At 45.8% G+C, this 23,702-nt stretch carries 19 protein-coding genes; 17 read left to right on the top strand and 2 right to left on the bottom strand.

What is annotated here, in order from left to right:
• The first annotated feature begins 94 nt into the window (after window positions 1-94).
• Together ASC49_RS09395 and ASC49_RS09390 are read left to right on the top strand one after the other, a co-directional pair.
• The gene (locus ASC49_RS09395; RefSeq protein ID WP_055462990.1) at window positions 95-853 is read left to right on the top strand and encodes a DUF1499 domain-containing protein; all 759 of its coding nucleotides are present in this window, start codon (window positions 95-97) and stop codon (window positions 851-853) included.
• Window positions 854-923: 70 nt separating this feature from the next.
• Complete coding sequence (locus ASC49_RS09390) at window positions 924-1,508, top strand: TetR/AcrR family transcriptional regulator (protein WP_055463131.1); 585 nt, start codon at window positions 924-926, stop codon at window positions 1,506-1,508.
• Window positions 1,509-1,518: 10 nt separating this feature from the next.
• Here the strand turns inward: ASC49_RS09390 and ASC49_RS09385 are convergent, their stop codons facing one another.
• Complete coding sequence (locus tag ASC49_RS09385; RefSeq protein WP_055462989.1) at window positions 1,519-3,264, bottom strand: DEAD/DEAH box helicase; 1,746 nt, start codon at window positions 3,262-3,264, stop codon at window positions 1,519-1,521.
• Window positions 3,265-3,351: 87 nt separating this feature from the next.
• On the opposite strand from ASC49_RS09385, the gene ASC49_RS09380 reads away from it, so the two are divergent.
• The 11 genes from ASC49_RS09380 (at window position 3,352) to ASC49_RS09330 (ending at window position 14,249) form a co-directional block, all read left to right on the top strand.
• Window positions 3,352-4,005: a 2OG-Fe(II) oxygenase gene (locus ASC49_RS09380; RefSeq protein WP_055462988.1), complete on the top strand. Its 654-nt coding sequence runs from the start codon at window positions 3,352-3,354 to the stop codon at window positions 4,003-4,005.
• 91 nt (window positions 4,006-4,096) lie between these two features.
• The gene (gene trhO, locus ASC49_RS09375) at window positions 4,097-5,089 is read left to right on the top strand and encodes an oxygen-dependent tRNA uridine(34) hydroxylase TrhO (protein ID WP_055462987.1); all 993 of its coding nucleotides are present in this window, start codon (window positions 4,097-4,099) and stop codon (window positions 5,087-5,089) included.
• A 158-nt stretch (window positions 5,090-5,247) separates the two neighbouring features.
• A complete protein-coding gene (locus ASC49_RS09370) occupies window positions 5,248-6,315 on the top strand; it encodes a hypothetical protein (RefSeq protein ID WP_055462986.1) in 1,068 nt (355 codons plus the stop codon).
• Between the two features lie 192 nt (window positions 6,316-6,507).
• Complete coding sequence (dnaX, locus tag ASC49_RS09365; protein ID WP_055463130.1) at window positions 6,508-8,634, top strand: DNA polymerase III subunit gamma/tau; 2,127 nt, start codon at window positions 6,508-6,510, stop codon at window positions 8,632-8,634.
• A gap of 19 nt (window positions 8,635-8,653) precedes the next feature.
• Window positions 8,654-8,980 (top strand): YbaB/EbfC family nucleoid-associated protein, encoded by a 327-nt coding sequence (locus tag ASC49_RS09360; RefSeq protein ID WP_055462985.1) that lies wholly within the window; start codon window positions 8,654-8,656, stop codon window positions 8,978-8,980.
• 15 nt (window positions 8,981-8,995) lie between these two features.
• Window positions 8,996-9,589 carry a recombination mediator RecR gene (gene recR / locus ASC49_RS09355; protein ID WP_055462984.1) on the top strand — a complete coding sequence of 198 codons (594 nt, stop codon included), beginning with the start codon at window positions 8,996-8,998 and terminating at the stop codon, window positions 9,587-9,589.
• 1 nt (window position 9,590) lies between these two features.
• Window positions 9,591-10,730 carry a ribonuclease D gene (gene rnd / locus ASC49_RS09350; protein WP_055462983.1) on the top strand — a complete coding sequence of 380 codons (1,140 nt, stop codon included), beginning with the start codon at window positions 9,591-9,593 and terminating at the stop codon, window positions 10,728-10,730.
• 23 nt (window positions 10,731-10,753) lie between these two features.
• Window positions 10,754-11,044, top strand: coding sequence for a YcgL domain-containing protein (locus ASC49_RS09345; RefSeq protein WP_055462982.1), 291 nt, complete (start codon window positions 10,754-10,756; stop codon window positions 11,042-11,044).
• A complete protein-coding gene (locus ASC49_RS09340; RefSeq protein WP_055462981.1) occupies window positions 11,044-11,529 on the top strand; it encodes a YcgN family cysteine cluster protein in 486 nt (161 codons plus the stop codon). The genes ASC49_RS09345 and ASC49_RS09340 overlap by 1 nt, the downstream gene beginning before the upstream one ends.
• A 91-nt stretch (window positions 11,530-11,620) precedes the next feature.
• Window positions 11,621-13,459, top strand: coding sequence for a VWA domain-containing protein (locus ASC49_RS09335; RefSeq protein ID WP_245624677.1), 1,839 nt, complete (start codon window positions 11,621-11,623; stop codon window positions 13,457-13,459).
• Entirely contained in the window at window positions 13,452-14,249 is a 798-nt protein-coding gene (locus ASC49_RS09330; RefSeq protein WP_055462979.1) for a class II glutamine amidotransferase, read from the top strand. The genes ASC49_RS09335 and ASC49_RS09330 overlap by 8 nt, the downstream gene beginning before the upstream one ends.
• Before the next feature lie 78 nt (window positions 14,250-14,327).
• Here the strand turns inward: ASC49_RS09330 and cysK are convergent, their stop codons facing one another.
• Window positions 14,328-15,293 carry a cysteine synthase A gene (cysK, locus tag ASC49_RS09325; protein WP_055462978.1) on the bottom strand — a complete coding sequence of 322 codons (966 nt, stop codon included), beginning with the start codon at window positions 15,291-15,293 and terminating at the stop codon, window positions 14,328-14,330.
• Window positions 15,294-15,534: 241 nt separating this feature from the next.
• Here cysK and hrpA point away from each other — a divergent pair, with 241 nt between their 5' ends.
• From hrpA to ASC49_RS09305, 4 genes are read left to right on the top strand one after another with little or no spacing between them, the layout of a single operon-like run.
• Window positions 15,535-19,443 carry an ATP-dependent RNA helicase HrpA gene (gene hrpA / locus ASC49_RS09320; protein WP_055462977.1) on the top strand — a complete coding sequence of 1,303 codons (3,909 nt, stop codon included), beginning with the start codon at window positions 15,535-15,537 and terminating at the stop codon, window positions 19,441-19,443.
• Between the two features lie 18 nt (window positions 19,444-19,461).
• Window positions 19,462-20,250 (top strand): MlaA family lipoprotein, encoded by a 789-nt coding sequence (locus tag ASC49_RS09315; RefSeq protein WP_082443777.1) that lies wholly within the window; start codon window positions 19,462-19,464, stop codon window positions 20,248-20,250.
• Window positions 20,251-20,288: 38 nt separating this feature from the next.
• Window positions 20,289-21,338 carry an ABC transporter substrate-binding protein gene (locus ASC49_RS09310; protein WP_055462976.1) on the top strand — a complete coding sequence of 350 codons (1,050 nt, stop codon included), beginning with the start codon at window positions 20,289-20,291 and terminating at the stop codon, window positions 21,336-21,338.
• 55 nt (window positions 21,339-21,393) lie between these two features.
• Window positions 21,394-23,649, top strand: a complete 2,256-nt coding sequence (locus tag ASC49_RS09305) for a putative bifunctional diguanylate cyclase/phosphodiesterase (protein ID WP_162265208.1) — start codon at window positions 21,394-21,396, stop codon at window positions 23,647-23,649.
• Window positions 23,650-23,702: the final 53 nt, after the last annotated feature.

The following is a 23,702-nucleotide window of genomic DNA, read 5'->3' as shown; positions in this document are numbered from 1 at the left end:
TTGGTGGAATCACTGTAGAAGGCTTTGTAACGCACTATCAAGCTGTACCCGCTCACGCTAAGGTAAGCGATGTGATGTTTTTAATGAGTGAACTATGAGTCGTTACATTTCGCCCGTGCTGTACATTTTGATGATGCTAATTGGGTGTGTGGCGTTTATTGCTATAGCCGGTGTTCGTGTTGGTTTTATTGAGCCGATCGCCGCCTTTGATATGTTGCGCAAAACTGTTTTTTCTGCCTTGGCATTGACCATTTTAACTCTGGTGGCTCTCTATGTGTGCCGCAAAGAGTGTAGTGCGGGTGGTCGTCGCTTCTTTTGGCTTGTTTGTGTCGTCTCATTTATCTATAGCGTCATGTGGCTGGCGCTTTTTATGCAAAAGTCTCGTTTGCCAGATTTATATGACATCTCGACCGATCTCAATAACCCTCCTGTTTTCATCAATGTGGCCTTTTTGCGCAAAGCCTCTGAGCATGACCTAACTTATGATTTTGCATGGGTGCCAGTGCAAAAGAAATACTATCCGAAAGTGAAGCCCTTAGAAGTTACCAATTCCTTTAAAGAAACCTACATCGAAGCGGCTGCTTTGGTGAATCAGCGTGGCTGGGATGTGGTAGCGCAGTACCCAAGTGCGGGTGTGATTGAAGCAACTGCTCGAACGCCAATTTTTGGTCTACGTAACGACATTGTTATCCGTATTACACAGCAGCGCGATAAAGTAGTTGTCGATATGCGTTCCAGCTCGCGCTCAGGTGAGTCTGATCATGGTAATAATGCAGAGCGCATTCAGGGATTCTTAGGTGAGCTCAGGAAGCGGTTGCAACCTATACCCGATGGTTTAGTGTTACGTAATTGATGTTTTTTTGTTCACCCTAGACGCTCTTTTCGATAGACTCATCGATGATGAAGTCAAGGAGTGAATGGGTGTGAGTCGTAGAGTCCAGCAAAAAGCAAATACACGCGCTAAAATCAAACAGGTTGCTAAGCAGGCGTTTTTTGAGCAGGGTGTTGAAGTAACAACGACGCGAGAAATTAGTCGCCTAGCTGGGGTGGCGGTTGGTACCTTCTTTGTTCATTTTCAAGATAAGCTAGATCTCGTCAAAGAAATCTATTTTGATGCCCTAGACGAAACGTTGAGTGCTAGTGTCGGCCTTCATCCTCCTACAACCTCTCCCACTGAATACCTCTCTCAAATCGTTACAACCTTATTTCCATTTTATGAACAGTACGATGAATTTACTCGTGTGATTCTGGTGGATAGTGTACTGAATGGGGGATTTCACTCTCAGCAGATGGCTTCCATTAAACAGGGAATTGCTAAGCGTTTTGAGGCTGTGGGTGTCGATGCTAAGACGGCATTAATTTTTTCTGAAAACATGACGGCTAACTATTGGTTGGTGTTCATGGAGTGTCTTCCTGCGAAATCTTTCACGTCGTCTGCTGTGCTGCAAAGGCTGGAAACGCTCAACCTACCTTTTAAAGTGTCGTTTGAAAATGCAGCTAGGGCTTGAGGTGAATGCTTCAGATAAGCTCGTTAGCTTTGCGGTAAGGGCCTTGATAATCAAAGAGTAGCTGGGTGACTTGCCAGTTTTGCTTGTCTTGCTCTGCGATCACAAAATCTGGATGCGGGAAATGCGCGGCAAAGGCTGTCACTTGCTCTGCTTTATCAAACTCAACAGGCGTGCTGCCGCCACCAAGGCGTCGAGAAAATTCTTCATTAAAACGTTGCCGATCTTTTTTGAAATCAAAGTTGAAGCGCTGTTTTAGCTCATCGCCGTCTTCATCATGATAAGTAACCTGCACTTTATTACCCGTAACAGTAATGGAGATAGCTTGGCAGCGGATGACCTTGTGCCCCTTTAAATTGAGAGCTTTTTTCAAAATGTCATCAGGGTCGATCAGGCGCTCATGGCATTGCTGGCAGTGTCGGGCAGCGATGTCATTTTCTTCGTTGCAATGTGGGCAACGCTTAAATACAAAGCGATAGTCGCATTGGTATTCGCCATCTAGTGTCTCCACAAGTCCTTGGCAGCGACGGCCATAGTGCTCTCGGATCGAGCCATCGGCGGATTTGATCCCCCAGAACAAGTTTTGATGTTCACACTGTGGGCATTCGATTTGTACTAACTGGCAATTTGGATTGGGCCTCTTTGTGCCTATCTCTGGTTGAAAGATATCATAGCCACTGTTGGTGTAGTCCAGAATCAAGCAGTCCTGCTTATCTGGGGAGAGTCTTAAACCGCGACCGACCATTTGTTGAAATAGACTGATAGATTCGGTTGGGCGAAGTAGGGCGATGACATCCACATGAGGGGCATCAAAACCAGTGGTTAGGACCGAGACATTGACTAGATATTTTAGTCGCTGCGCTTTGAACTCGGTAATAATATGATCGCGCTCTTTTAATGAGCTATCGCCCGTTACTACAGCGGCTTCACTGGTAGGCAAATAGCTTAGAATTTCCTTCGCGTGTTCGACTGTGCTGGCAAAAATCATCACGCCTTTACGTTGCGTTGAGAGTTCAATAATTTGCTCGCAGATTGCTTTTGTGACGCGCGGGTGCTTGCTGACTAATTCATTTAGCTGTTGCTCGATAGGGCGGTTAGCATCATCGTATTCATTGCCCAGCAGTTGGTCGAAGTCGTAATGAGCAATGGCTGCATCGAATACCTTGGGTTCGGTTAGATAGCCTGATTTCACCAGTCGGCGCAGTGGCAATTCATATATACATTGGCTGAAAAACGGCTTCTCGGTTTCGCGGGCGAACCCCCAATAGTGTTTGTGATAAATCCAGCCACTATCCAAGCGATACGGTGTTGCGGTTAATCCCAGCACTTTTAAGTTGGGGTTAAGTAATCTGAAATGCTCAATGACCTGGTGGTATTGCCCCGCTTGCTCTTGGGGGATGCGGTGACATTCATCAATAATCAGCAAAGATAAGGCTTCGTGGTGATGCTCTAATCCGCGAGCAATACTTTGAATACTGGCAAATGTGATTTTATGATTAAGGTCTTTTCTGCCCAATCCCGCCGAGTAAATGCCTGCGTCTAATTCAAGTGACTTTAATTTTTGGTGATTTTGCTCAACGAGCTCTTTTACATGAGTAAGACAAATAACTTTATGGCGTGCTAGACGACACAATTCTGCAATCACAAGGCTTTTGCCTGCTCCGGTGGGTAGCACTATGACGGCTGACTCATCGCTTTTACGAAAGTGTGCGAGGGTAGCGTCAACCGCTTCTTGCTGATAGTCACGTAGTTGATACATTTACTGAAAATCGTCAAAAGTTAGTGTTTTCGCTGGGCACGCTACAGTATCATTCGCCGCATTACAACGATCAAGTAGGTTTTCATTATGAGTGCAATCATCCCCTTTACTTCGCAGACGCCATTCGACAAGGTTGTGTCCGATATTCGCGAAAAAGGTTGGAGTATTACGGATGATTTCTTCTCTGATGAGATGGTTGACGCCTTGATGATGGATATCTCGGAACTGGACAATAGCTACATGAAGCAGGCGGGTGTTGGGCGTTCAAGTGATCATCAGGTGGCACTTAATCGTCGCAGTGATTATATTCGTTGGATTGATCCTATTACCCCTGCTCGTAGTGCCTTTCTTAGCGCGATGAGCGAGTTGCGCTTGGAGTTTAATCGTCGTTTGTTTTTAGGTTTGTGGGACTATGAAGCACACTTTGCTCGTTATGAGGAAGGCGCTTTTTATGAGAAACATGTTGATGCTTTTAAGGGTAAAAGTAATCGAGTGTTGTCTACCGTTTTGTACCTGAATGAAAACTGGGCAGAGGGTGACGGTGGTGAGTTGGTCTTGTTTGATGAGTGTGATGAAACCGTTGAATTGGGCCGATACTTCCCTCTGAAGGGGCGCTTGGCGGTGTTCTTGAGCGAAGAATTTCCCCATGAAGTGCTGACGGCTCAGCGGACTCGGCATAGTATTGCGGGTTGGTTTCGTGTCAATAATAGCATTCAAAATACGGTTGATCCGGATCAATAAAATTCGCAAAAGATGCGTCTTTTCTCTATAATGCGCGCCTTCAATTAAAGGCTCTGGTTTTACGTTCCAGATCGCATTAGGAGAGAAAGACGTGTCAAAAGTTGTTGTATGTGCCCTGTATAAATTTGTTCAGCTTGATAACTATGAAGCGCTGCGCGAGCCACTTCGTTTAACCCTAGAAGAAAACGGCATTCGTGGTACCTTGTTGTTAGCAAGTGAAGGTATTAATGGTACGGTTGCGGGCAGTCGTGAAGGCATTGATGCCATGTTGGCTTGGTTGGATCAGCAGCCTGGTCTTGAAAACATCGTTTACAAAGAGTCTTACGACGAGACGATGCCGTTCTACCGCACTAAGGTTAAGCTTAAGAAAGAAATCGTAACCATGGGTGTGGAAGGCGTAGATCCACGTAAAGTGGTGGGTACTTATGTTAAGCCAAAAGATTGGAACGCGTTGATCTCCGATCCGGATGTTGTGTTGATCGATACTCGTAATGACTACGAATTCCAAATCGGTACTTTCGAGAATGCAGTAAACCCAAAAACGGATACCTTCCGTGAATTCCCTCAGTACGTGAAAGAAAATCTTGATCCTGAAAAGAACAAGAAAGTCGCTATGTTCTGTACCGGTGGTATTCGTTGTGAAAAATCTACAGCTTACCTGAAAGAGCAAGGCTTTGAAGAGGTTTACCACTTAGAAGGCGGTATTCTGAAGTACTTGGAAGAAGTGCCTGAAGAAGAGACCATGTGGAAAGGTGAGTGCTTCGTGTTCGACAACCGTGTATCGGTAAACCACAAGCTTGAAAAAGGTGAATACGATCAGTGTCACGCTTGCCGTATGCCAATCACCGAAGAAGAAAAGCAAGACGAGCGCTTTGAACAAGGCGTAAGCTGCCCGCACTGTTTCGATAAATACACTGAAGAGCAACGTCGTCGTTTTGTTGAGCGTGAGCGTCAAGTTCAGCTAGCAAAATCACGTGGCGAAGCACATATTGGCGCAGAAGTGTTGGATGCGGTAGAAAAACACCGACGTGAAAAAGAGCTTGAGCGTGAACGTCAGCGTCAAGCGGGTCAGAAAGCCAACTAATGGCTTAGTGAGAATTTTTAAAAGGGTCAGCGCATGCTGGCCCTTTTTTGTTTACTTGATGTTACAAAGTTAGAGGGCTAACATTCGCGACTGGCATAGGTTGTGGGGGTTGTTCCTGCGATCATTTTTTGGAAAACTATTTAGAAGGATTTTTGTTCGTGAAACATTACGCTTCTCTTTTTACCCTATCAGCGATTGCTTTTGCTCTAACTGGATGTGCTGGTCAAGCCGTCGATAATACTCCGAAAATCGATGTTAGTGTCGTGCAAACCAATATTCGTACTGGGGGCTATCTTTTACCGGATGGTAATCGAGTGGAAACGCGTTACACGGTGGCAGATAAAAGTACGGTGGAATCAAAGTCAGAATATGACTCTTGGATCACTGGCAAGTTGATGGGGGATGGCCATCAATCTGAGATTACTCGATTAGATAAAAATCTAATTTGGCAAGTCAATTATGGTGCCGAGAACTATTTAGAATGTCCTTTGAGTGGCTGTTCTTCTCTTAGTCCGCTGGAGCAACTTGGTTTGGGGGAATCTTCGGAAGATGAGGCTGATAGCTATGATCCAAATGGTTCAGAGAGCTGCCCAATTACTGTTAAAAAATACGATTTCACGGTAACGCCTAAGGCTCGCGCTAGAAAAATTAACGGTTTCACCGCTGACCAATATGTGGCTCGCTGGGAGTTAGTGACTGAAGATAATCGTGGTAAGCAAGATAAGCATATAGTGACCATGGATTATTGGATGGCTGATGTAGCCACAAATCAAGCTTTGAAAACAGCTTATGATTTTGACCAGAAATATTATAATCAGGTGGTTGCGGGAACGCCTTTAGCGCAGTTTTTCAATGCCAACCTTGCTAAGGTGATGGACATCTTTAGTGCTGGTAAGGAAAAAGAGCTGCGCAAACTGACTGTCGTGGGTGGAAAGCCAGTATCAACTAAGCTGGAATGGTATGCTGATGTCAAAACTTGCCAAGAACCTGAAACAGCTAGGCAGAAGGCGGGCTTTGATGCCACCGATCCATTAGGGTCGTTGCAAAGTATGGCAGGTGATTTCATTTCAGATCAGGCTGAGAAAGGCGCGAAGTCTTGGATGGGTATGGAAGATGGCAAGCCTGTGTTAACGATTATGTCGGAAGTTAAAGCGGCTAACATGACGGCAGAGCGTGCTAGTCGTTTTGAAGTGCCGGCGGGCTTTAAGATCATTGATCGTCAGTAATTGTTTGCAGCCTGCTATAGTTGGTCTATAGCAGGCTTTTGTTAAAAGCAGAGATTTCTTCCTGCACATTCCTTTTCTCGCTGAAAAAGCTTAAAATTCAGCGCATTATCTGGCCGTCATGGAAGCATGATTTCAGGTCACACAACCCAGCGCTGTGTTTTTACAGCCCCAATCATCACCAGATTAGATTGCATGAGCTATCAAGTACTCGCACGAAAATGGCGCCCCCAAACTTTCCTTGAAATGGCAGGGCAAGACCACGTATTACAAGCTTTGGTGAATGCTTTACGCCAGCAGCGCTTGCATCACGCCTACTTGTTTACGGGGACTCGTGGTGTCGGTAAAACTACCATTGCGCGAATCTTTGCTAAGTGTCTTAACTGTGAAGTGAATGGCATTTCACCTGAGCCTTGTGGTGAATGTGATAGTTGCCGTGAGATTGTGGAAGGTCGTTTTGTTGATTTGATCGAAGTCGATGCGGCGTCTCGCACCAAGGTAGAAGACACCCGCGAATTACTGGAGAACGTGCAATACGCACCGACTCGTGGTCGCTTTAAAGTGTATCTCATAGACGAGGTGCATATGCTGTCAACGCACTCTTTTAATGCCTTGTTAAAAACATTAGAGGAGCCGCCTGAGCATGTGAAGTTTTTATTGGCGACGACCGATCCGCAAAAATTGCCAGTGACAATTCTGTCGCGCTGTTTGCAGTTCAACCTAAAAAATATGTCAGCTCAGCGAGTGGTGGATTACCTGCAGAAAGTTCTGACGACTGAGCAAGTGAGTTATGATCAGCCTGCCCTGTGGCAAATCGGTCAGGCCGCTAATGGCAGTATGCGTGATGCGCTAAGTTTAACCGATCAGGCGATTGCCTTTGGCGATGGTCAAATCACCGAAACCGGTGTGACATCCATGCTTGGTTTGGTGAATCAAAGTCAAATTCTATCGTTGCTGGAATCGGTTGCGGCAAAAGACGCCGCACAGACCTTAGCAAAAATCGATACCATAGCGGATTATCAGCCGGACTTCATTTCGATTTGTGGTGCTATGTTGGATTCTCTTCACCGCGTGGCAGTAGAACAACAAGTTCCCGGTGTTCTGCAAGATCAAATTGGTGACTTAGCACAAATCCAGCAATTAGCTCGTACTGTGTCTGCCGAAGAAATTCAGGTGATGTATCAAAGCTTGTTGGTTGGGCGCCGAGACCTACCTCTGTCTTACTCGATCAAATCCGGCTTTGAGATGCTGATGTTGCGTTTGATTGCGTTTCGTCCTGTGAATACTCTGACGGTATGTTACGATGCAGCGCCAGCCCAGCCTATTTCAGCGTCAACGGCTTCAGCTACCTCTACATCAGAGCCAGTGTTTGAAGAAAAAAAAACACTAACGCCAGCTAGCTCTATCCCAGTAGAAGGCGATCAAGTAGAAGTCAAAGCTGAAGTGGCTACAGCGTCGCACAGTATTGCGCCTGCTTCTCAGCCTAGCGTCACCCTAGCTGTTCAAGCTCAGGACGATGCAGGTGGACGCCAAAGTGTCCCTGCAGCACCGTCCTATGAAGATGTTCCACCATGGGATGATTCTTTACCGGATTACGACGATTATCAGGCACCGTCAGGAGACATTGCATCAGTACCTGCCCCTCAACCCGTGGAACAACCTGCACCGGAACGTACTAAGGTGGCTGCGATCGATCCTAGTGAGCGCTTATCGAGAATGCTGCATGATTCAAAAGATAGTGCCTTAGATACAGATGAAGAGAGTGATGAAGACGCGGATGAGCGTGTAATTGCGGAAACAGAAGATCCGTTTGCAACAACCGCTAATCTAGTTGAGGCGGTCACAGAAAAGCCTGCATTGATTGATAAACAGCCTGATACGGTGGCGCAGCCAGCATTGGCGATGGCTTTACCTGAGATTGCGCACTTTAAAGATATGACCATGAATTTGTGGTGGCTGGTGGCGCCGCGCTTGAAATTGACTGGATTGGTCCAAAATATAGTTATGAACTCATGCTTAATCAGCGCGTCAGAACAGGGTATCAAGCTACAAGTGCCGTTAGAATACGGACACATGTTGAATCAAGCGCGCTACGAGCAAATACAAGGTGAACTATCTGGCTTCTTCGCAACACCGGTACCCCTAATTATCGATACTCTAGCGGAGGTCGAAGGCGTTACTGCAGAAGAATTCGCGGCGAGTAAGCGTGCAGAAGCTCTGCAAGCAGCAATTAACCATTTAAATGCCCATCCAGTGGTACAAGCCTTGGCAAGTAAACTGGGTGGGCAAGTACTGTACGACACTGTCAAAGTGAAAGCTTAGTCAACTATTGGAGAAAAATATGTTTAAAGGTGGAATGGGCAATATGATGCGCCAAGCGCAAAAAATGCAGGAAAATATGCAGAAAGCCCAAGAAGAAATCGGCAACATGGAAGTTGAAGGTCAAGCAGGCGCGGGTCTTGTAAAGATCACTATGACTGGTCGCCACGATGTTAAGCGTGTGTCCATTGATGATTCTTTGTTTGAAGATGATAAAGAAATGCTAGAGGATTTAATTGCGGCTGCGATCAACGATGCAGTTCGTAATATCGAAGCGGCTTCAAAAGACAAAATGTCTGCGGCAACTGCGGGCATGCCAATTCCTCCTGGTTTTAAAATGCCGTTCTAAGAGAGGAGTGGCCGATTGTTCAGCCCGTTAATCAAAGAGCTGATTGAGTCCTTGCGCTGCTTACCCGGTGTCGGGCCAAAATCAGCGCAAAAAATGGCGCTCTATTTGTTAGAGCGCGATTCCCAAGGGGCTGACCGATTAGCTCAGTCTTTGCGTTTGGCTCTGGATAAAGTGGGGCGCTGCAGTCAGTGTCGCACATTGACAGAAGATAATCTGTGTCCAGTGTGTGCCGATGAGCAACGCAATCGCAGTCGATTGTGCATTGTTGAGACGCCTGCGGATGTGGTTGCTATCGAAAGCACTAAGCAGTTTGATGGTTTATATTTTGTGTTATTAGGTCATCTATCACCCATTGATGGCATTGGCCCTGAAGAGCTGGGTTTGGATCGATTAGAAGAGATTACAAAGCAGCAGGGCGTCGAAGAAGTGATCATCGCAACCAACAGCACCGTTGAGGGTGAAGCCACCAGCCATTACATTGCGCAGTTATTAAAACCTCAAGGTGTTGAGGTGAGTCGTATCGCTCAAGGCGTACCTATGGGTGGTGAATTAGAATACGTTGACGGTAATACGTTGGCATTGGCACTAGAAGGCCGGAAAAAACTTTAACATGGAAACTCAAAACCAAAACCTAGACATTGTTTGGGTGGAAAACGATGCGGAATTAGCAAAGTGGTGTGACTATTGGACCACATTACCGTTCGTTGCTGTCGATACAGAATTTGTTCGTCGTACTACATTTTACCCAGTTACGGGATTGATCCAGATTTCCGAAGGGAAGCAGGCGATACTGATTGACCCGCAAACCATCACCGACTGGTCGCCGCTTCGTGACTTGTTAATCAACGAGCAGGTGATGAAGGTGTTTCATGCTTGCTCTGAAGATTTAGATGTTTTTGATGATCTAGTGGGGGTTTTGCCTACGCCATTTTATGACACACAAATCGGTGAAGCCTTTGCGGGTGCTGAGTGGTCTTTGAGCTATGTGAAGTTGGTCAAAGCTTACTTAGACATTGAGGTGGCGAAAGACGAAACTCGCTCAGATTGGACCTTGCGCCCTTTAACTGATGCGCAAAAACGTTATGCTGCGCTTGATGTGATTTATCTTGCCCATGTATACCCAATGCAAGTCGCTCGTCTTGAAGAGAAAGGCATGCTGGACTGGGTGCTCGAGGACTGCGAAAGCCTAAAGTGGCAATACCTACAGAATAATGATGCCGAACAAAATTGGGACGGTATTAAGGCTGCGTGGCGCTTAAGCCCGAAAAGCTTAACGCTATTACGTTTGCTATTCTTGTGGCGTGACGAGCGTGCCCGTGCGGATAACATCCCGCGTGGGCAAGTGCTAAAAGACCGAACGTTGTGGGCTTTGGCGAAGTCAATGCCTGATAATGCTCGGGCGGTTGGCAAAGCTGAAGATATTACTCCAAAGCAAGTACGCTTGTTTTCACAAGTGATTGTTGAGAAAGTGGCGCTAGTGAATGAGTTAAGTCCCGATGAATATCAGGTCGCACTGCCTGCCCCGTTACCTTCAGACGCCGGCGATTTATCGAAAGCCATTCGCGCTTATTTAAAAGAGCAGGCGCAGGCGCTTTCAATTGCTCCTGAAGTGGTTCTGAAGCGCAAATTGCTGGACCCATTGTTACGACATATTTATGAAGGTTCACCGATGGATTGGTCGAATCCAGCTTTTAATGGTTGGCGTCAAGATAAGGTTGTTAAGCCTTTGCTTGAGAAATTTTCCAAGTAACCCGAGACATTGTGAGACTCACTATGAGCCATTTGATTATTGAAATTTTCCGCTCTTCAAAGCGTGATGAAATGTACCTTTACGTGGAAAAGCAGAAAGGCTTTAAAGATGTACCTGAAATGCTAATGGAGCGTTTCGGTAAGCCGATCAGTGCTATGACGATGCTGTTGAAGCCAGAAAAGAAATTGGCCCGCGCAAATGCGGAAGATGTCATGAAAGAGATTCGCGAAAAGGGGTTCTATTTGCAGTTGCCGCCAGTGCGTGATGAGTATTTATTAGACCTTTACAAAGCGCCTACGGAAGCTCGTTACTAATGATCGCGAAACGTTATGAGCCATTTTGGAAAACGACTCCGTTGGCGCAAATGTCTCCAGCGGAGTGGGAGTCTATCTGTGACGGCTGTGCAAAATGCTGTCTGCAGAAACTCGTTGATGATGAAACGGAGGAGGTTTACTACACCAATCTTTCTTGTCATCAACTAGACATCAAGGCTTGTCGCTGTAAAGTATACGATCAACGACTTGAGAAAGTAGAGGGCTGTTTGTCTCTAACACCTCAAGATGTTGAGTCGTTTGATTGGTTGCCTGATACCTGCAGTTACCGAGTGCTTCATGAAACAGGTGATTTGCCTAATTGGCATCCGTTAGTAGTGGGCAGTCATCGAGAAATGCTCAGTCAAGGGCTAAATGTGAGTCATTACGCGGTAAACGAAAACAGCGTTGACGAAGACCGCTGGCAAGAACATATAATTAGATGGGTTCATGGAATGCCTGAGTCCTTCGATCCGACTCAGGGCTGAATCTTCGATTTACCATTTTAAGCAGTTGCTCAGGAGTAAGAAGATGGTTATACGAAAGCACGTTCAAACATGTTTGCTGGTAACGCTTCTTATGATGTCCTCCTGGGCATCCGCCGACACTCAATTTCGATTAATCATCGATGCTTCCGGCAGTATGTTGATCAGTGATCCGGACAAGCTGACAGCAGAATCCCTCAAATTGATTTCAGATCTTGCTCCCGAAGAAAAGGCTACCTTAGGTGTGTGGCTGTTCGGTGAGCGTGCTCGCGTGTTGTTGCCCGAGACGACCATTAATCCAGCTTCGAAGTTACGATTAAATCAGGCTGTAAGCAGTTATACGCCAGGTGATTTAAAAACAGACTTAGAGTCTATTGTACGGATGTTATTGCAGACACCTGACGCTGGTGATTTGGCGCCCGGTTTTGAGCGTCACTGGATTCTTGTAACAGATGGAATGGTCGATGTCAGTCTAGACAAAGCGGTTAATGATGCGTCACGCTCGCGCTTAATGAACGAATTGGCAGCAGACCTTGCTAAGCGTGGAGTTCATCTGCATACAGTATCAATGACCAGTTATGCCGATAAAGAGATGCTAAAGTCGATGTCGACATTAACCGATGCACTTTATACCGAAGTTGCGACACCAGAAGAAATGCTTGGCACCTTCGATAGGATTTTCTCTCAAGCGGCCCCTTCTGAAGAAGTGCCATTTGAAGGAAACACTTTTTTTATTGATGAGGCTATAGAAGAAGCAACCTTATTAGTCTTTAACAAAGCGGGTCAGACTCCCACCATTTACAAGCCTAATGGTGAACGTTTAAATCTATCTGCGGAGAATGTTTCTGCAGTCACAGCCCCCCATTATTTGTTAGCTACTATTGCTAAGCCTGATGTCGGTACATGGCAAGTGGAAAACGTCGATGTGGAGCGCAGTAATATTCGAGTCATTACAAAACTCAGTGCTCAAGTGACTAAGGTGGCTCCTGTCCTTTTTGTTAATGAGCCTATTTACTCAACCGTAGGACTATTCCAGGATAATCGGTTGATTGATGATCCAGAGATACTCAATCTGATCAATGTTAATCAACGCTTGAATCTTTTGAGTGGTGAAAGTACCAAACAATTGCTAAATGTGCCCTTGGCTCAGGCTAATCGTCAGTTTAAAAACAAAATTGAAAAAATTACTGACGAAGGCAACTATGAGCTGATATCTGAGGTGGATGGTAAGACTTTTGTTCGAAAGTTAAGTCAGTTTTTCTCGGTCACGGCCCCGATTACCTTAGAGGCGGAGCGCCAGAGCGAGAATTTTGTGGCGTTCTCGGTCAAACCAACTAACTTACGGCTCAATATGCTGCGAAGTAATGCGCGTCTAATTATAACGACAGGTGACGGTGCGGAAGATTCAATAGAAATGCCCTTGATCGGGGAGGGCTTTTGGCAAAAGATTTATCCAGTCTCGCCGAATAGTACTGTAAGTGCCCATGTTCGTTTAATTGGTATTACTCAAACAGGTGTTCGTTTTGAGTATTCAACACCGTCTTGGTATCTTTCTCGTGATGGCGCTGGCGACGTTAATGTAAGTCGCTCCTCTGGTGATGGTGGCGGCAGTATGATTGCAGCTATGGGTGCCTCTAATCGTGATTTAGTTCCACTGGTGGTAACTCCGCAAGTTGCTGTCGTGACAATTCCAGAGTCGCCGCCTGAAGAGGTCGTCGACAATGCATCGGATGCTTCTGATACAGACAGCTCTGCTTTACCAGAGGATATTACAGAATCTGATTCGGCTCCTGCCGAGTTAACCTCCTCTGATTGGATTTTATATGGCGTTCTGAATGGCGCGGCACTTCTTGTGTTGGTTGGCGGATATGCCGTGTTCCGTCGCATGAGAAAAAAACGTAAACAAAAAATAGAAGATGAATTAGATGTGTGAGTTGCTTGGAATGAGTGCCAATGTCCCGACGGACATTTGCTTCAGTTTCTCTGGCCTACGCGCCCGAGGTGGTCGTACGGGACCTCATAAAGATGGCTGGGGTATGGCCATGTATCGCGACAATCAGGTGTGGGCGATCCATGATCCACGTCCAAGTGCCGATTCCGATATGGCGGACGTGATGAGTAAAACCTCATTGAAATGCGATGTTGTCATCAGTCATATTCGCCAAGCAAACGTGGGGCATGTTTGTTTACCGAATACGCATCCTTTCAGTCGTTTGTTATGGGACACCACGTGGAGCTATGCTCATAATGGGCAGTTAGACACGCCACAGAGTCTTAGCCTGCTGACTCATTTCCCGCTAGGTACCACGGATTCAGAGCGTGCTTTTTGTTGGATTATTGAGCAGTTGTTGGCGAAATTTGGCGATACCATGCCTGATGTGCAAACGCTGACGAAAACCTTGGCTGAGCTTTGTGATCGCTTGCGTGACAAAGGGGTGTTCAACATGATGCTATCGAATGGTCAGTACCTATTCTGCTACTGCACCACGAAACTGCATTGGATTACCCGCCGAGCACCATTCAAGCCTGCGACCTTGGCAGATGAAGATATGACGGTAGACTTTAAAGAAGTGACCACCGATAAAGATGTAGTAACGGTGATTGCTACCCAACCTCTAACAGAAAATGAAGCTTGGCAACAGATGCAAACAGGTGAGATGTGCGTGTTTGAAGCGGGCGAGTTAGTCTCACAGGTTAAGCCCGAAGCAAGCAAAGACGCGTGAGCCTTAATCGCGAAACAATAAAAAGCCGACTGCGATCCATCGCAATCGGCTTTTACATTTCAGTAAGGCGTCAGCGAATTATTGAACGGTTTCGTTCTCGCTGAATTCACCTTCAAATAATGCTGTTGATAGGTAACGCTCACCTGAATCAGGTAGTACCACAACGATTTTCTTGTCTGCAAATTCTGACTCTTGGCTTAGACGTTCAGCTGCTACGACTGCGGCACCACAAGAAATACCGCATAGAATACCTTCTTCACGCATTAGGCGTTTCGCCATGGCAATCGCATCTTCGTTTGAGACTTGCTCAACACGGTCAATCACAGATAGATCTAGGTTCTTAGGAACAAAGCCCGCACCGATACCTTGGATCTTGTGTGGCGCTGGCGTTGGCGTTTCACCGTTGATGGTTTGTGTGATCACTGGCGAAGAAGTTGGCTCAACAGCAACGCTGGTGATGGCTTTACCTTGCGTGTTTTTGATGTAACGGCTGACACCCGTGATGGTTCCACCAGTACCGACGCCTGCTACGAATACGTCTACTTCACCGTTGGTGTCGTTCCAGATTTCTGGGCCGGTCGTTTTCTCGTGAATTTCAGGATTGGCTGGGTTTTCAAACTGTTGTAGTAAGACAAAGTTTGGATCTTGGGCGATTTCTTGGGCTTTTTCGATCGCGCCTTTCATGCCTTTTGCTGGTTCAGTTAGCACGATGTTCGCGCCCAATGCTTTCATTACTTGACGGCGTTCAAGGCTCATACTGGATGGCATCGTGATGGTGATAGGGTAGCCACGTGCAGCGGCTACGAAACACAGAGCGATACCAGTATTGCCACTTGATGGTTCAACGATGGATTTGCCTTCGCTTAACACGCCGCGTTTTTCTGCATCCCAGACCATGTTTGCGCCGATACGGCATTTAACTGAAAAGGCCGGGTTACGAGCTTCAATTTTTGCCCAGATATTACCATTACCAATGCGGTTAAGACGTACTAGTGGTGTGTTACCGATGGTTAAGGAGTTATCGTTATACACTTTATCTGACATGGGCCATCCTTATGGTTAAGTTTATAAGTTGTAACGTCGCTACATTGTAGAGCTCAACTATAAACGCTTCCAAGCAAAGGATGTAAGAATTTAGAACTATAAGGTTAGATATGTGCATCCTAAAACTGTGGTTGATACAGTCAACGCCAATTTCAGTATTTAATGGTAGAATCCCATTTATATTAAACAGTTATCACCCACCAGCTTGCTGGTGGCGTCATTGTAAGGTCCGTTGTACTTCATGCGAGATAAACAGGAAACAGTTTTGCACGACATTCAGCAAGCTGCATTAATGGTGAAAGATCGCCATGCCATCACTCGAAAACTGGAAATGCTAGAAAAGCGTCGTAGTGAAGGTCTACCGACCTCTAAGTTGGAAGCCGAATTGGCGCAATTGGTCGAAACTTCTAAAGCATTATACCAAGCACGCTTAGAGCGTATGCCGACAGTGAAATACGATGAGTCGCTGCCAGTGTCGGCCCGTCGTGATGAAATTATCAAGGCTATTCAAGAAAACCAAGTGGTGATCATCGCCGGTGAAACCGGGTCGGGTAAAACCACTCAGCTTCCCAAAATGTGTTTGGATGCGGGTCGTGGTATCAATGGTCAAATCGGCCATACTCAACCCCGTCGTATTGCCGCTCGCAGTGTGGCAGAGCGAATTAGCGATGAGCTCGAAGTTAAGCTAGGTGAAGCGGTTGGTTTCCAAGTTCGTTTCACCGATGAAAGTCAAGAAGACACCCTGATCAAGTTGATGACCGATGGTATCTTGCTGGCGGAAATTCAGCAGGACAAATACCTGCAAAAATACGACACCATCATTATCGATGAAGCCCACGAGCGCAGTCTAAACATCGACTTCTTGTTGGGTTACCTAAAGCGTGTCATGGTGCAGCGTCCTGATCTGAAAGTTATTGTCACATCTGCAACCATTGATGTAGAGCGTTTTTCGCGTCACTTTAACAACGCCCCCATTATTGAAGTCTCCGGTCGTACCTACCCAGTAGAAATTCGTTACCAGCCTTTGTTGAGTAAGTCGGACGTTGAAGAGCTCGATGAAGATCAGTCCATGGAACAAGGTATTGTCGATGCGGTGTCTTTGCTGATTGCTGAAGAACGCGGTTCCGGTTATCACGGGGCGGGTGACATCTTAGTGTTCTTGCCCGGTGAGCGCGAAATTCGTGAAACCGCTGAATTGCTGCGCCGAGAAGAGCTTCGGGGTGTTGAAGTATTACCCTTATACGCTCGTCTTAGCAGTGCCGAGCAGCTGCGCATCTTTAAGCCCCATGGTGGTCGGCGAATTGTGTTGTCAACCAACGTTGCCGAGACATCACTGACTGTCCCGGGGATTCGCTATGTAATCGACCCAGGTTTGGCGCGCATCAGTCGCTATAGTGTGCGCTCAAAAGTACAACAACTGCCGATCGAAAAAATCAGTCAAGCCAGTGCGAACCAGCGTGCCGGTCGATGTGGTCGTGTAGCGGAGGGTATTTGTATTCGTCTGTATGATGAAGACGACTTTAATGCTCGCCCAGAATTCACTGATCCGGAAATCTTCCGTACCAACTTGGCCTCGGTAATTCTACAGATGGCTAACTTGCGTCTGGGTGCGGTTGAGAAATTCCCATTTGTTGAAATGCCTGAAAAACGCATGATCAATGATGGTTACCGTGCGTTGACTGAGTTAGGGGCACTGAAAGGGGATCGCTTAACCACCATTGGCCGTCAATTAGCGAAACTTCCGATCGATCCGAAATTAGGCCGCATGCTGATTGCGGCGAATGACCACGATGTGCTCAAAGAAGTCGCTATCATTGTCAGTGCTTTATCGGTACAAGATCCACGAGAGCGTCCGCAGGATAAGAAAACTCAGTCTGACCAGTGTCATGCGGTCGACAAAGACGAAAATTCTGACTTTATGGTGCTACTGAATTTGTGGCAGCGCTTTGAAACTCAACGTCAGGAATTGTCACAGAACCAACTGCGTCAGTACTGTCGTAAGCAGTTTTTGAACTTTATGCGCATGAGAGAATGGCGTGACATTCACCGTCAGATCGTGATTGCGTGTAAGCAACTTGGCTTTAAAGAAGTTGAACATCAAGAGCGTCAGTACGATTCGATTCATCGAGCCTTGTTGGCGGGCTTATTCACCCAGGTGGCGAACAAAATGGACGACAGCAAGGACATGTTGGGCTGTCGTTCTCGCAAGCTGTCGATCTTCCCAGGCTCTATGTTGTTCAAGCGCCCGCCGCAGTGGGTCATGGCCGCGGAGCTCGTGGAGACCAGTAAACTGTATGCCCGTATCGTGGCAAAAATTGATCCGGTGTGGGTAGAAGAATACGCGGCGCCGTTTGTGAAGCGTCAGTACTTCGACCCGCACTTTGAACGGAACCAAGGTAAAGTCGTTGCCTTTGAGCAGATGTCTTTATACGGTTTGATTTTGGTGGCGAAACGTCGCATTGATTATGGCCACGTAAATCCGGAGGATGCCCGCGAAGTGTTTATTCGCCAAGCACTGGTGGAGCAAGGTCTAAAATCAAAAGCTAAGTTTTATCAGCACAATCAGGAGCTGATGAAAGACGTTGAGACTCAAGAGGCCAAGTTACGGACCCGCGACATTTTGGTCGATGATGAAGCTGTGTTTAGCTTTTATAACGAGCGTTTACCAGCCGATGTGCGTAATCAGAAAAGCATAGAGTATTTTGCCAAGCAAAATCCTGATGTCTTGCTGATGACCCGTGAGGATCTGATCAATCAGGATATCAACGTTGATGAATACGCTTTTCCGGATAATTACTCGCTGAATGGCGTGGCGTTACCGATTGATTACGAATTTGCCCCAGGCCAGCAAAAAGATGGTGCAACACTGAAAGTGCCGGTTGGCTTACTGCGTCAGCTTACCTTAGATGAGCTGGGCTGGGCGGTACCTGGCTATGTAAAAGAGCGTTGCGAATCATTGATCCGTGCTTTGCCCAAAGCCTTGCGCCGTCGTTTTGTGCCGATTCCACAATTTGTTGAGCGCATTTATCCGAATTTATCAAAAGATAAAGGCGACCTTTTAGAGCAGCTGTCGCTACAAATTAAGCGTGAAACGCTGATTGATATTCCTTTGTCTGAATGGAACGCAGAGCGTCTGGAAGGGCATTTAACCTTAAACATTGATGTTATCGATGAACGGGGTAAAGTGCTTGGCAGTGGTAAAGACCTTTCTGAGTTGCAAACTCGCTTTGCCGAAATGGTAGAGAAGAGCTTTGCCAAGTTCGGCACTAAAAAGCATGAACAAGCAGAGTTGACTGAGTGGCCTGATCAGGATGTTCCTGAGCGTCAGGAATTGAAACAAGCTGGTATCAAGGTCACGGCATTCCCTGCTTTGGTTGCAAGCCAAGGCACTGTTTCGCTGAAGATGTTTGATGATCCAAATACGGCATTAGAAGAACATCGAAAAGGGGTCATTGCGTTACTCAAGCTCGCTCTTCACAAGGACATGAAATACCTTGAGAAAAATCTGCCTAAGCTACGTGAGTCTATGCTGTTGTTTGCTCCAATCGGGAAAAAAGAAATTCTGCTGGATGATTTGTTGGATGCGATTGTTGAAAAAGTCTTTTTGGATGAGCGTCCGCTGCCGCGTACTAAAACAGAATTTGAGCAATGTTTAGCTGACCATCGTAATAAATTGGTGACCATTGCCAACGAAATGGCACTACAATTACATTCAGTACTGTCTGCGTATCAGCAAGTAGCCAAACGAATGAAAGGCTCGATCCCTTTGCCTTGGACTCGGGTTTATGGCGACATTAAGAAGCAGTTGGAGAATTTGGTCTATCCAGGCTTTATTGGTGCAACTCCTTTGTTTTGGCTAGGACAATTGCCGCGATATTTTAAAGGAGTGGAAGTGCGTTTAGAGCGCTTTCAAAACCATTTGAATAAGGAAAACGCAGGTGTCGGTGAATTGGAGCACCTTTGGGATCAGTACTTGCGTCAAAAGAAAGCGCACGATGACAAAGGTATTTACGATCCCAATCTGACTCGTTATCGCTGGTTGCTGGAAGAATACAGAATTTCATTATTCGCCCAAACGGTAGGCACGCTGGAGCCTATTTCCGACAAGCGTTTAGCGAAACAATGGCAAGAAGTGAAAAAGCTTGTTTGATATATGGAGAGATAGTTTATGAAACATTTGATTGCAAGCTTTGCGTTGCTGATAACGTCTTTTTTAGCGGTGGCTGAAACCATGACACCGGAAGATCCTTGGGAAGGTTTTAATCGATCGATTTTTAGTTTCAATGAAACAGTAGACGAATATGGTTTAAAACCACTGGCTCAAGGCTATGACGCAATCACACCGAACTTCATGCAAAAAGGGGTGAGTAATTTCTTCTCAAATCTTGGTGAAATACCCAATACGTTTAACAATTTACTGCAAGGTAAATGGGATGAAACGGCCTCATCGACCTCTCGCTTTTTAATTAACACTACGATAGGTCTTCTGGGCTTATTTGATGTGGCGTCGGCGATGGGGATTGAGCAATACAACGAGGACTTTGGTCAAACTCTTGGATACTGGGGGGTTGGCTCAGGACCCTATTTGGTATTGCCGTTCTTTGGGCCCTCTACGGCACGAGATGCCAGCGGTATGGTAGTCGACTACTCTATATACGATGGCATGGATCTGTATGACTTTAACAGCGATGAAAAATGGATTGGCCGAGGCCTAAATGCCATCCAAACACGAGCAAAGTATTTATCTGCTGAGCGTATGATTTTTGGGGATCGTTACTCTTTTTTACGAGATGTCTACATTCAAACCCGTGAAGGTGAGGTAAAAGATATCTCTAGTACACGAGATTCTTCAGCTCTTACTACGCCAATGCCTGCCGCAAGTGAAGGTATGCAAGATTCATGGGGTTCAGAAGGTGATTCGTGGGGTGAGACCGACTCTTGGGGTGAAGAGCTATAGCTCTTACTATATTTACAGTGGAAGTGTTGAGGAAATAAATGTTTGATAAATTGTTTGTTTCGGGCGTTATGCTAGTCAGCACGCTACTTAGTGGCGAACTATTAGCTCAGTCTAAGCCACTTACACTGACATTTTACAACTGGGAAGACTTTGTTGATCAGTCGTTAATTGATGAATGGGAAGCGACAACTGGCATTAAAATACAGCAAGTTTTTTACGATGATGAAGCCGAACGTAATTTAGTGCTATCAGGCAATGCCAATAACCAGATGGACGTTGTGGTGGTGGATAACCCATCGGTTAAGATTTTAAGCGGCGCGGGACATCTGTATCCGATTAAGAAACAGGCAGATCGTGAAACCTATTGGCCTTCTGCCTGTGGTGCTTATGGTAGACAGTATTTATGGGGATCCTTTGGTTTGGTCTATCGCAAAGATATGCTGAGTGAAGTTCCAACGGGATGGAAGTCTCTGTTCAACCCATCGCCAGAGTTAAGCGGGCATCTAGGTATGTTAGGTCTGGCAGATGAGTTAATCATTCCGGCATTGTTGTCCTTAGGTTATTCTAGTAATGAAACGGGTGAGAAAGAATTAAGAGAAGCATTTGAGCTTTTGAAAGTGCAGGCGCAACATGTTCGTACTTATGAATATATTTATACTTATGTTGTTTCACATCCAGAACAACAAGATGTTTGGATCGCACCGGCTTATTCTGGAGACCAAGATGGTTTAAATCAGATACAGGGTGATGGTTTATGGCACTATATTCTTCCTGAGGAAGGGACCATAGTATGGGTTGATTGCCTTGCCATTTCGGCTAATTCTAGAAATAAAGAAGAAGCCCAAGCATTTATTGATTTTTTGACCAGTAAAGAGAATAGTGCCCGCAGTTCAGAAACATTGTGGGTAGCTAGTCCGTACTTGGATACCAAAGCCCTTGTTGATGAAGAAGTTTTGAACGACCCAACTGTGTATTTGAACTCTAAGATGCTTGATAAAGCGACACTTTTTAAGTCACTTAAAGGCTCAGATATGTTACAAAGGACGCGTATCAAGGACGCCTTAATTCGTTACCATGACTCTAACTAAGCGCTTAGTCATCCTCGTTTTGCCCATTCTTCTAATCGGAGTGTGGGTGGCCACAATGGGTGTTTACCGAATTCAAACTGATACGCTAACGGAAGTTGAGCAAAATCGGTTGGACTTAAAACTTCTGCAAACCAAGGTAGAATTTGAGCGAGAAGCAAAAATCAGCTCAGATATTATTTCGCTACTGCTTGAAGGTGAAACGTTAGTCAATTTTACTCGATATGTTGGTCAAGACATACGCGAGTATTTGGTGACGCAGCGTTTAGATTTTCTGATTAATGATGTCTTAGGTGACCAAAAAATTCGAGTTCTGTTAACCGTCTTTGATGGGGATGGCGAACCGATTTATCATTATGAGCGCAGTAATAATCCATTTTCTAGCATTCCGAGCTACTTACCGGGTTTTGCTCGATCACTCATGTTAAAAGAAGTGGCTGAGTCGCAAAAACTAATGTTCCTAAAAGATGGCCGACATGCCTACCTATTCGGTAAAGCCGTTGATAGAAACACTTTCATTTCACCTGTTCGCCCATCCATGAAGGATTCGATAGCGATTGTCGCTACTGTCTATATGGAGTCTTTTGACCAAATGTTTAGCGATCTTAAAATGGATTACGGTAAGTCTCCCTTGATCGTTAATAGAACGGCTGAAGTATCTTTTAATGACTCACCCTTATTGAGAAAGGTGAATCTGTTTCCTGGATTTGATCTAGAAATGGAGCTGACGCCGCAGTACCTTCGTCAAGAGCGCACCTATTTGATCGATTGGATGATTGCTGTGGCTGTGGTATTGGGGGCAGGTATCACGGTGTTACTCTTGCTACTAATTAAGCGCTATATTATTTCACCAATTGAGAACCTGGATCACCAGCTGACTTTGGTAATGGAAGAACAGCAGTCCAACATCAAGAAACCGGTAGGGGCTGATGAAGTTAGTCGTTTAGGCAGTAAATTCTATCAACTCTATGAACAGTTACAGGAGAATTTACGCGAATCTCATAACCTAGCGGTGACCGATGCCCTGACGAAATTACCGAATCGAACACGTTTTCAAGACTTTGCTAAACGAGCTCTTATTCGAGCTTGGAATCGTCATAGTCACGTCTCGTTAATTTATATTGATCTCGATAACTTTAAATTTGTTAACGACCGACTAGGGCATGAAGCAGGAGATGAGCTTCTGAAGCATGCCGCGCGATTATTTCAAGACTTATTACAAAGTGATCAACATCGTAATAATAGTTCGCTAGTGTCTCGTTTAGCTGGCGACGAATTTGCTATTGTTTTAGCTCATGAAAACTTAGATGAGCGTGTCACATTGGCATCTAATTTGGTCGCATTGTTTAAAGGAGGGCTTAAGACTGAGCGATACTTAACGCCCGTTTCTGCTAGTGTTGGGGTAGCCAGCTATCCAAACGATGGTGAAGATTTGCGGGAACTGATTGCGAACGCGGACATGGCGATGTATCACGCTAAGCGTACAGGTAAAAATCGCTTTGCGGCCTATTCGCACACCATTGCTAGAGAGGCTCGTCGAGTAAAATTAATCGAAGACGCATTGAAGTTCGTCAACAGCGATGAAGAGTTCTCGCTCATGTTTATGCCGTTTGTGGACGCCGATCATAAGATTAAAGGTTTAGAAGTCCTACTGCGTTGGTATTCGCCAGAGCTTGGACAGATTACCCCTGATGAATTCGTGCCGATTGCAGAGCAAACGGGCTCCTATCCCAAAATTGATGATTGGGTGTTTCGAAATGCCTTTTCTCAATTAAGTACGCTGCAACAGTTTCTGGGCGAAAATGTCATCATCGCCATTAACATTTCCGCAGGAGAACTGGGCCAAGCAGCGTTTGCGGACCGCATCATTAAGCTAAAGCAAGAATTTAATGTCCCTGATCGATCTGTGGAGTTGGAGATTACCGAAACATTTGGATACTTTGCGGTTGATCAGGTGTTGTCGGTTTTACGTGACTTACGAGATGCGGGCTTTAGTATCTCTATTGATGACTTTGGTATTGGTTACACTCCGTTGTTACAGATGATTGATTACCCTGTCGATAAGGTGAAATTTGATAAGGAACTGGTGGATCGCTTAACTAGTGATAACTATCATCCGTTAATGCAGCCGACCGTTGAGCTTTGCCATATCCAAAGTATTAAGGTCACTGCCGAAGGTGTCGAGAACGAAGAGAAGTTTTCTTTGTTGAAATCAGCAGGTTGTGATTACTTCCAAGGTTACGCAATCGCCCAACCCATGACTCTTAGCGAATTACGCAAGTGGCATATCGAGTACCTCGGCAAAGACCAATAAGGTTGGTTAGCAAATCTAATCAAGCCCAAAAGAGGTCGCGGCCTCCTTTGGGC

Source organism: Marinomonas fungiae, assembly GCF_001418205.1.
GTDB classification, from domain to species: Bacteria; Pseudomonadota; Gammaproteobacteria; order Pseudomonadales; family Marinomonadaceae; genus Marinomonas; species Marinomonas fungiae.
Note: the sequence above shows the minus strand (reverse complement) of the source record. Positions and strands in the feature narration are given on the sequence as shown.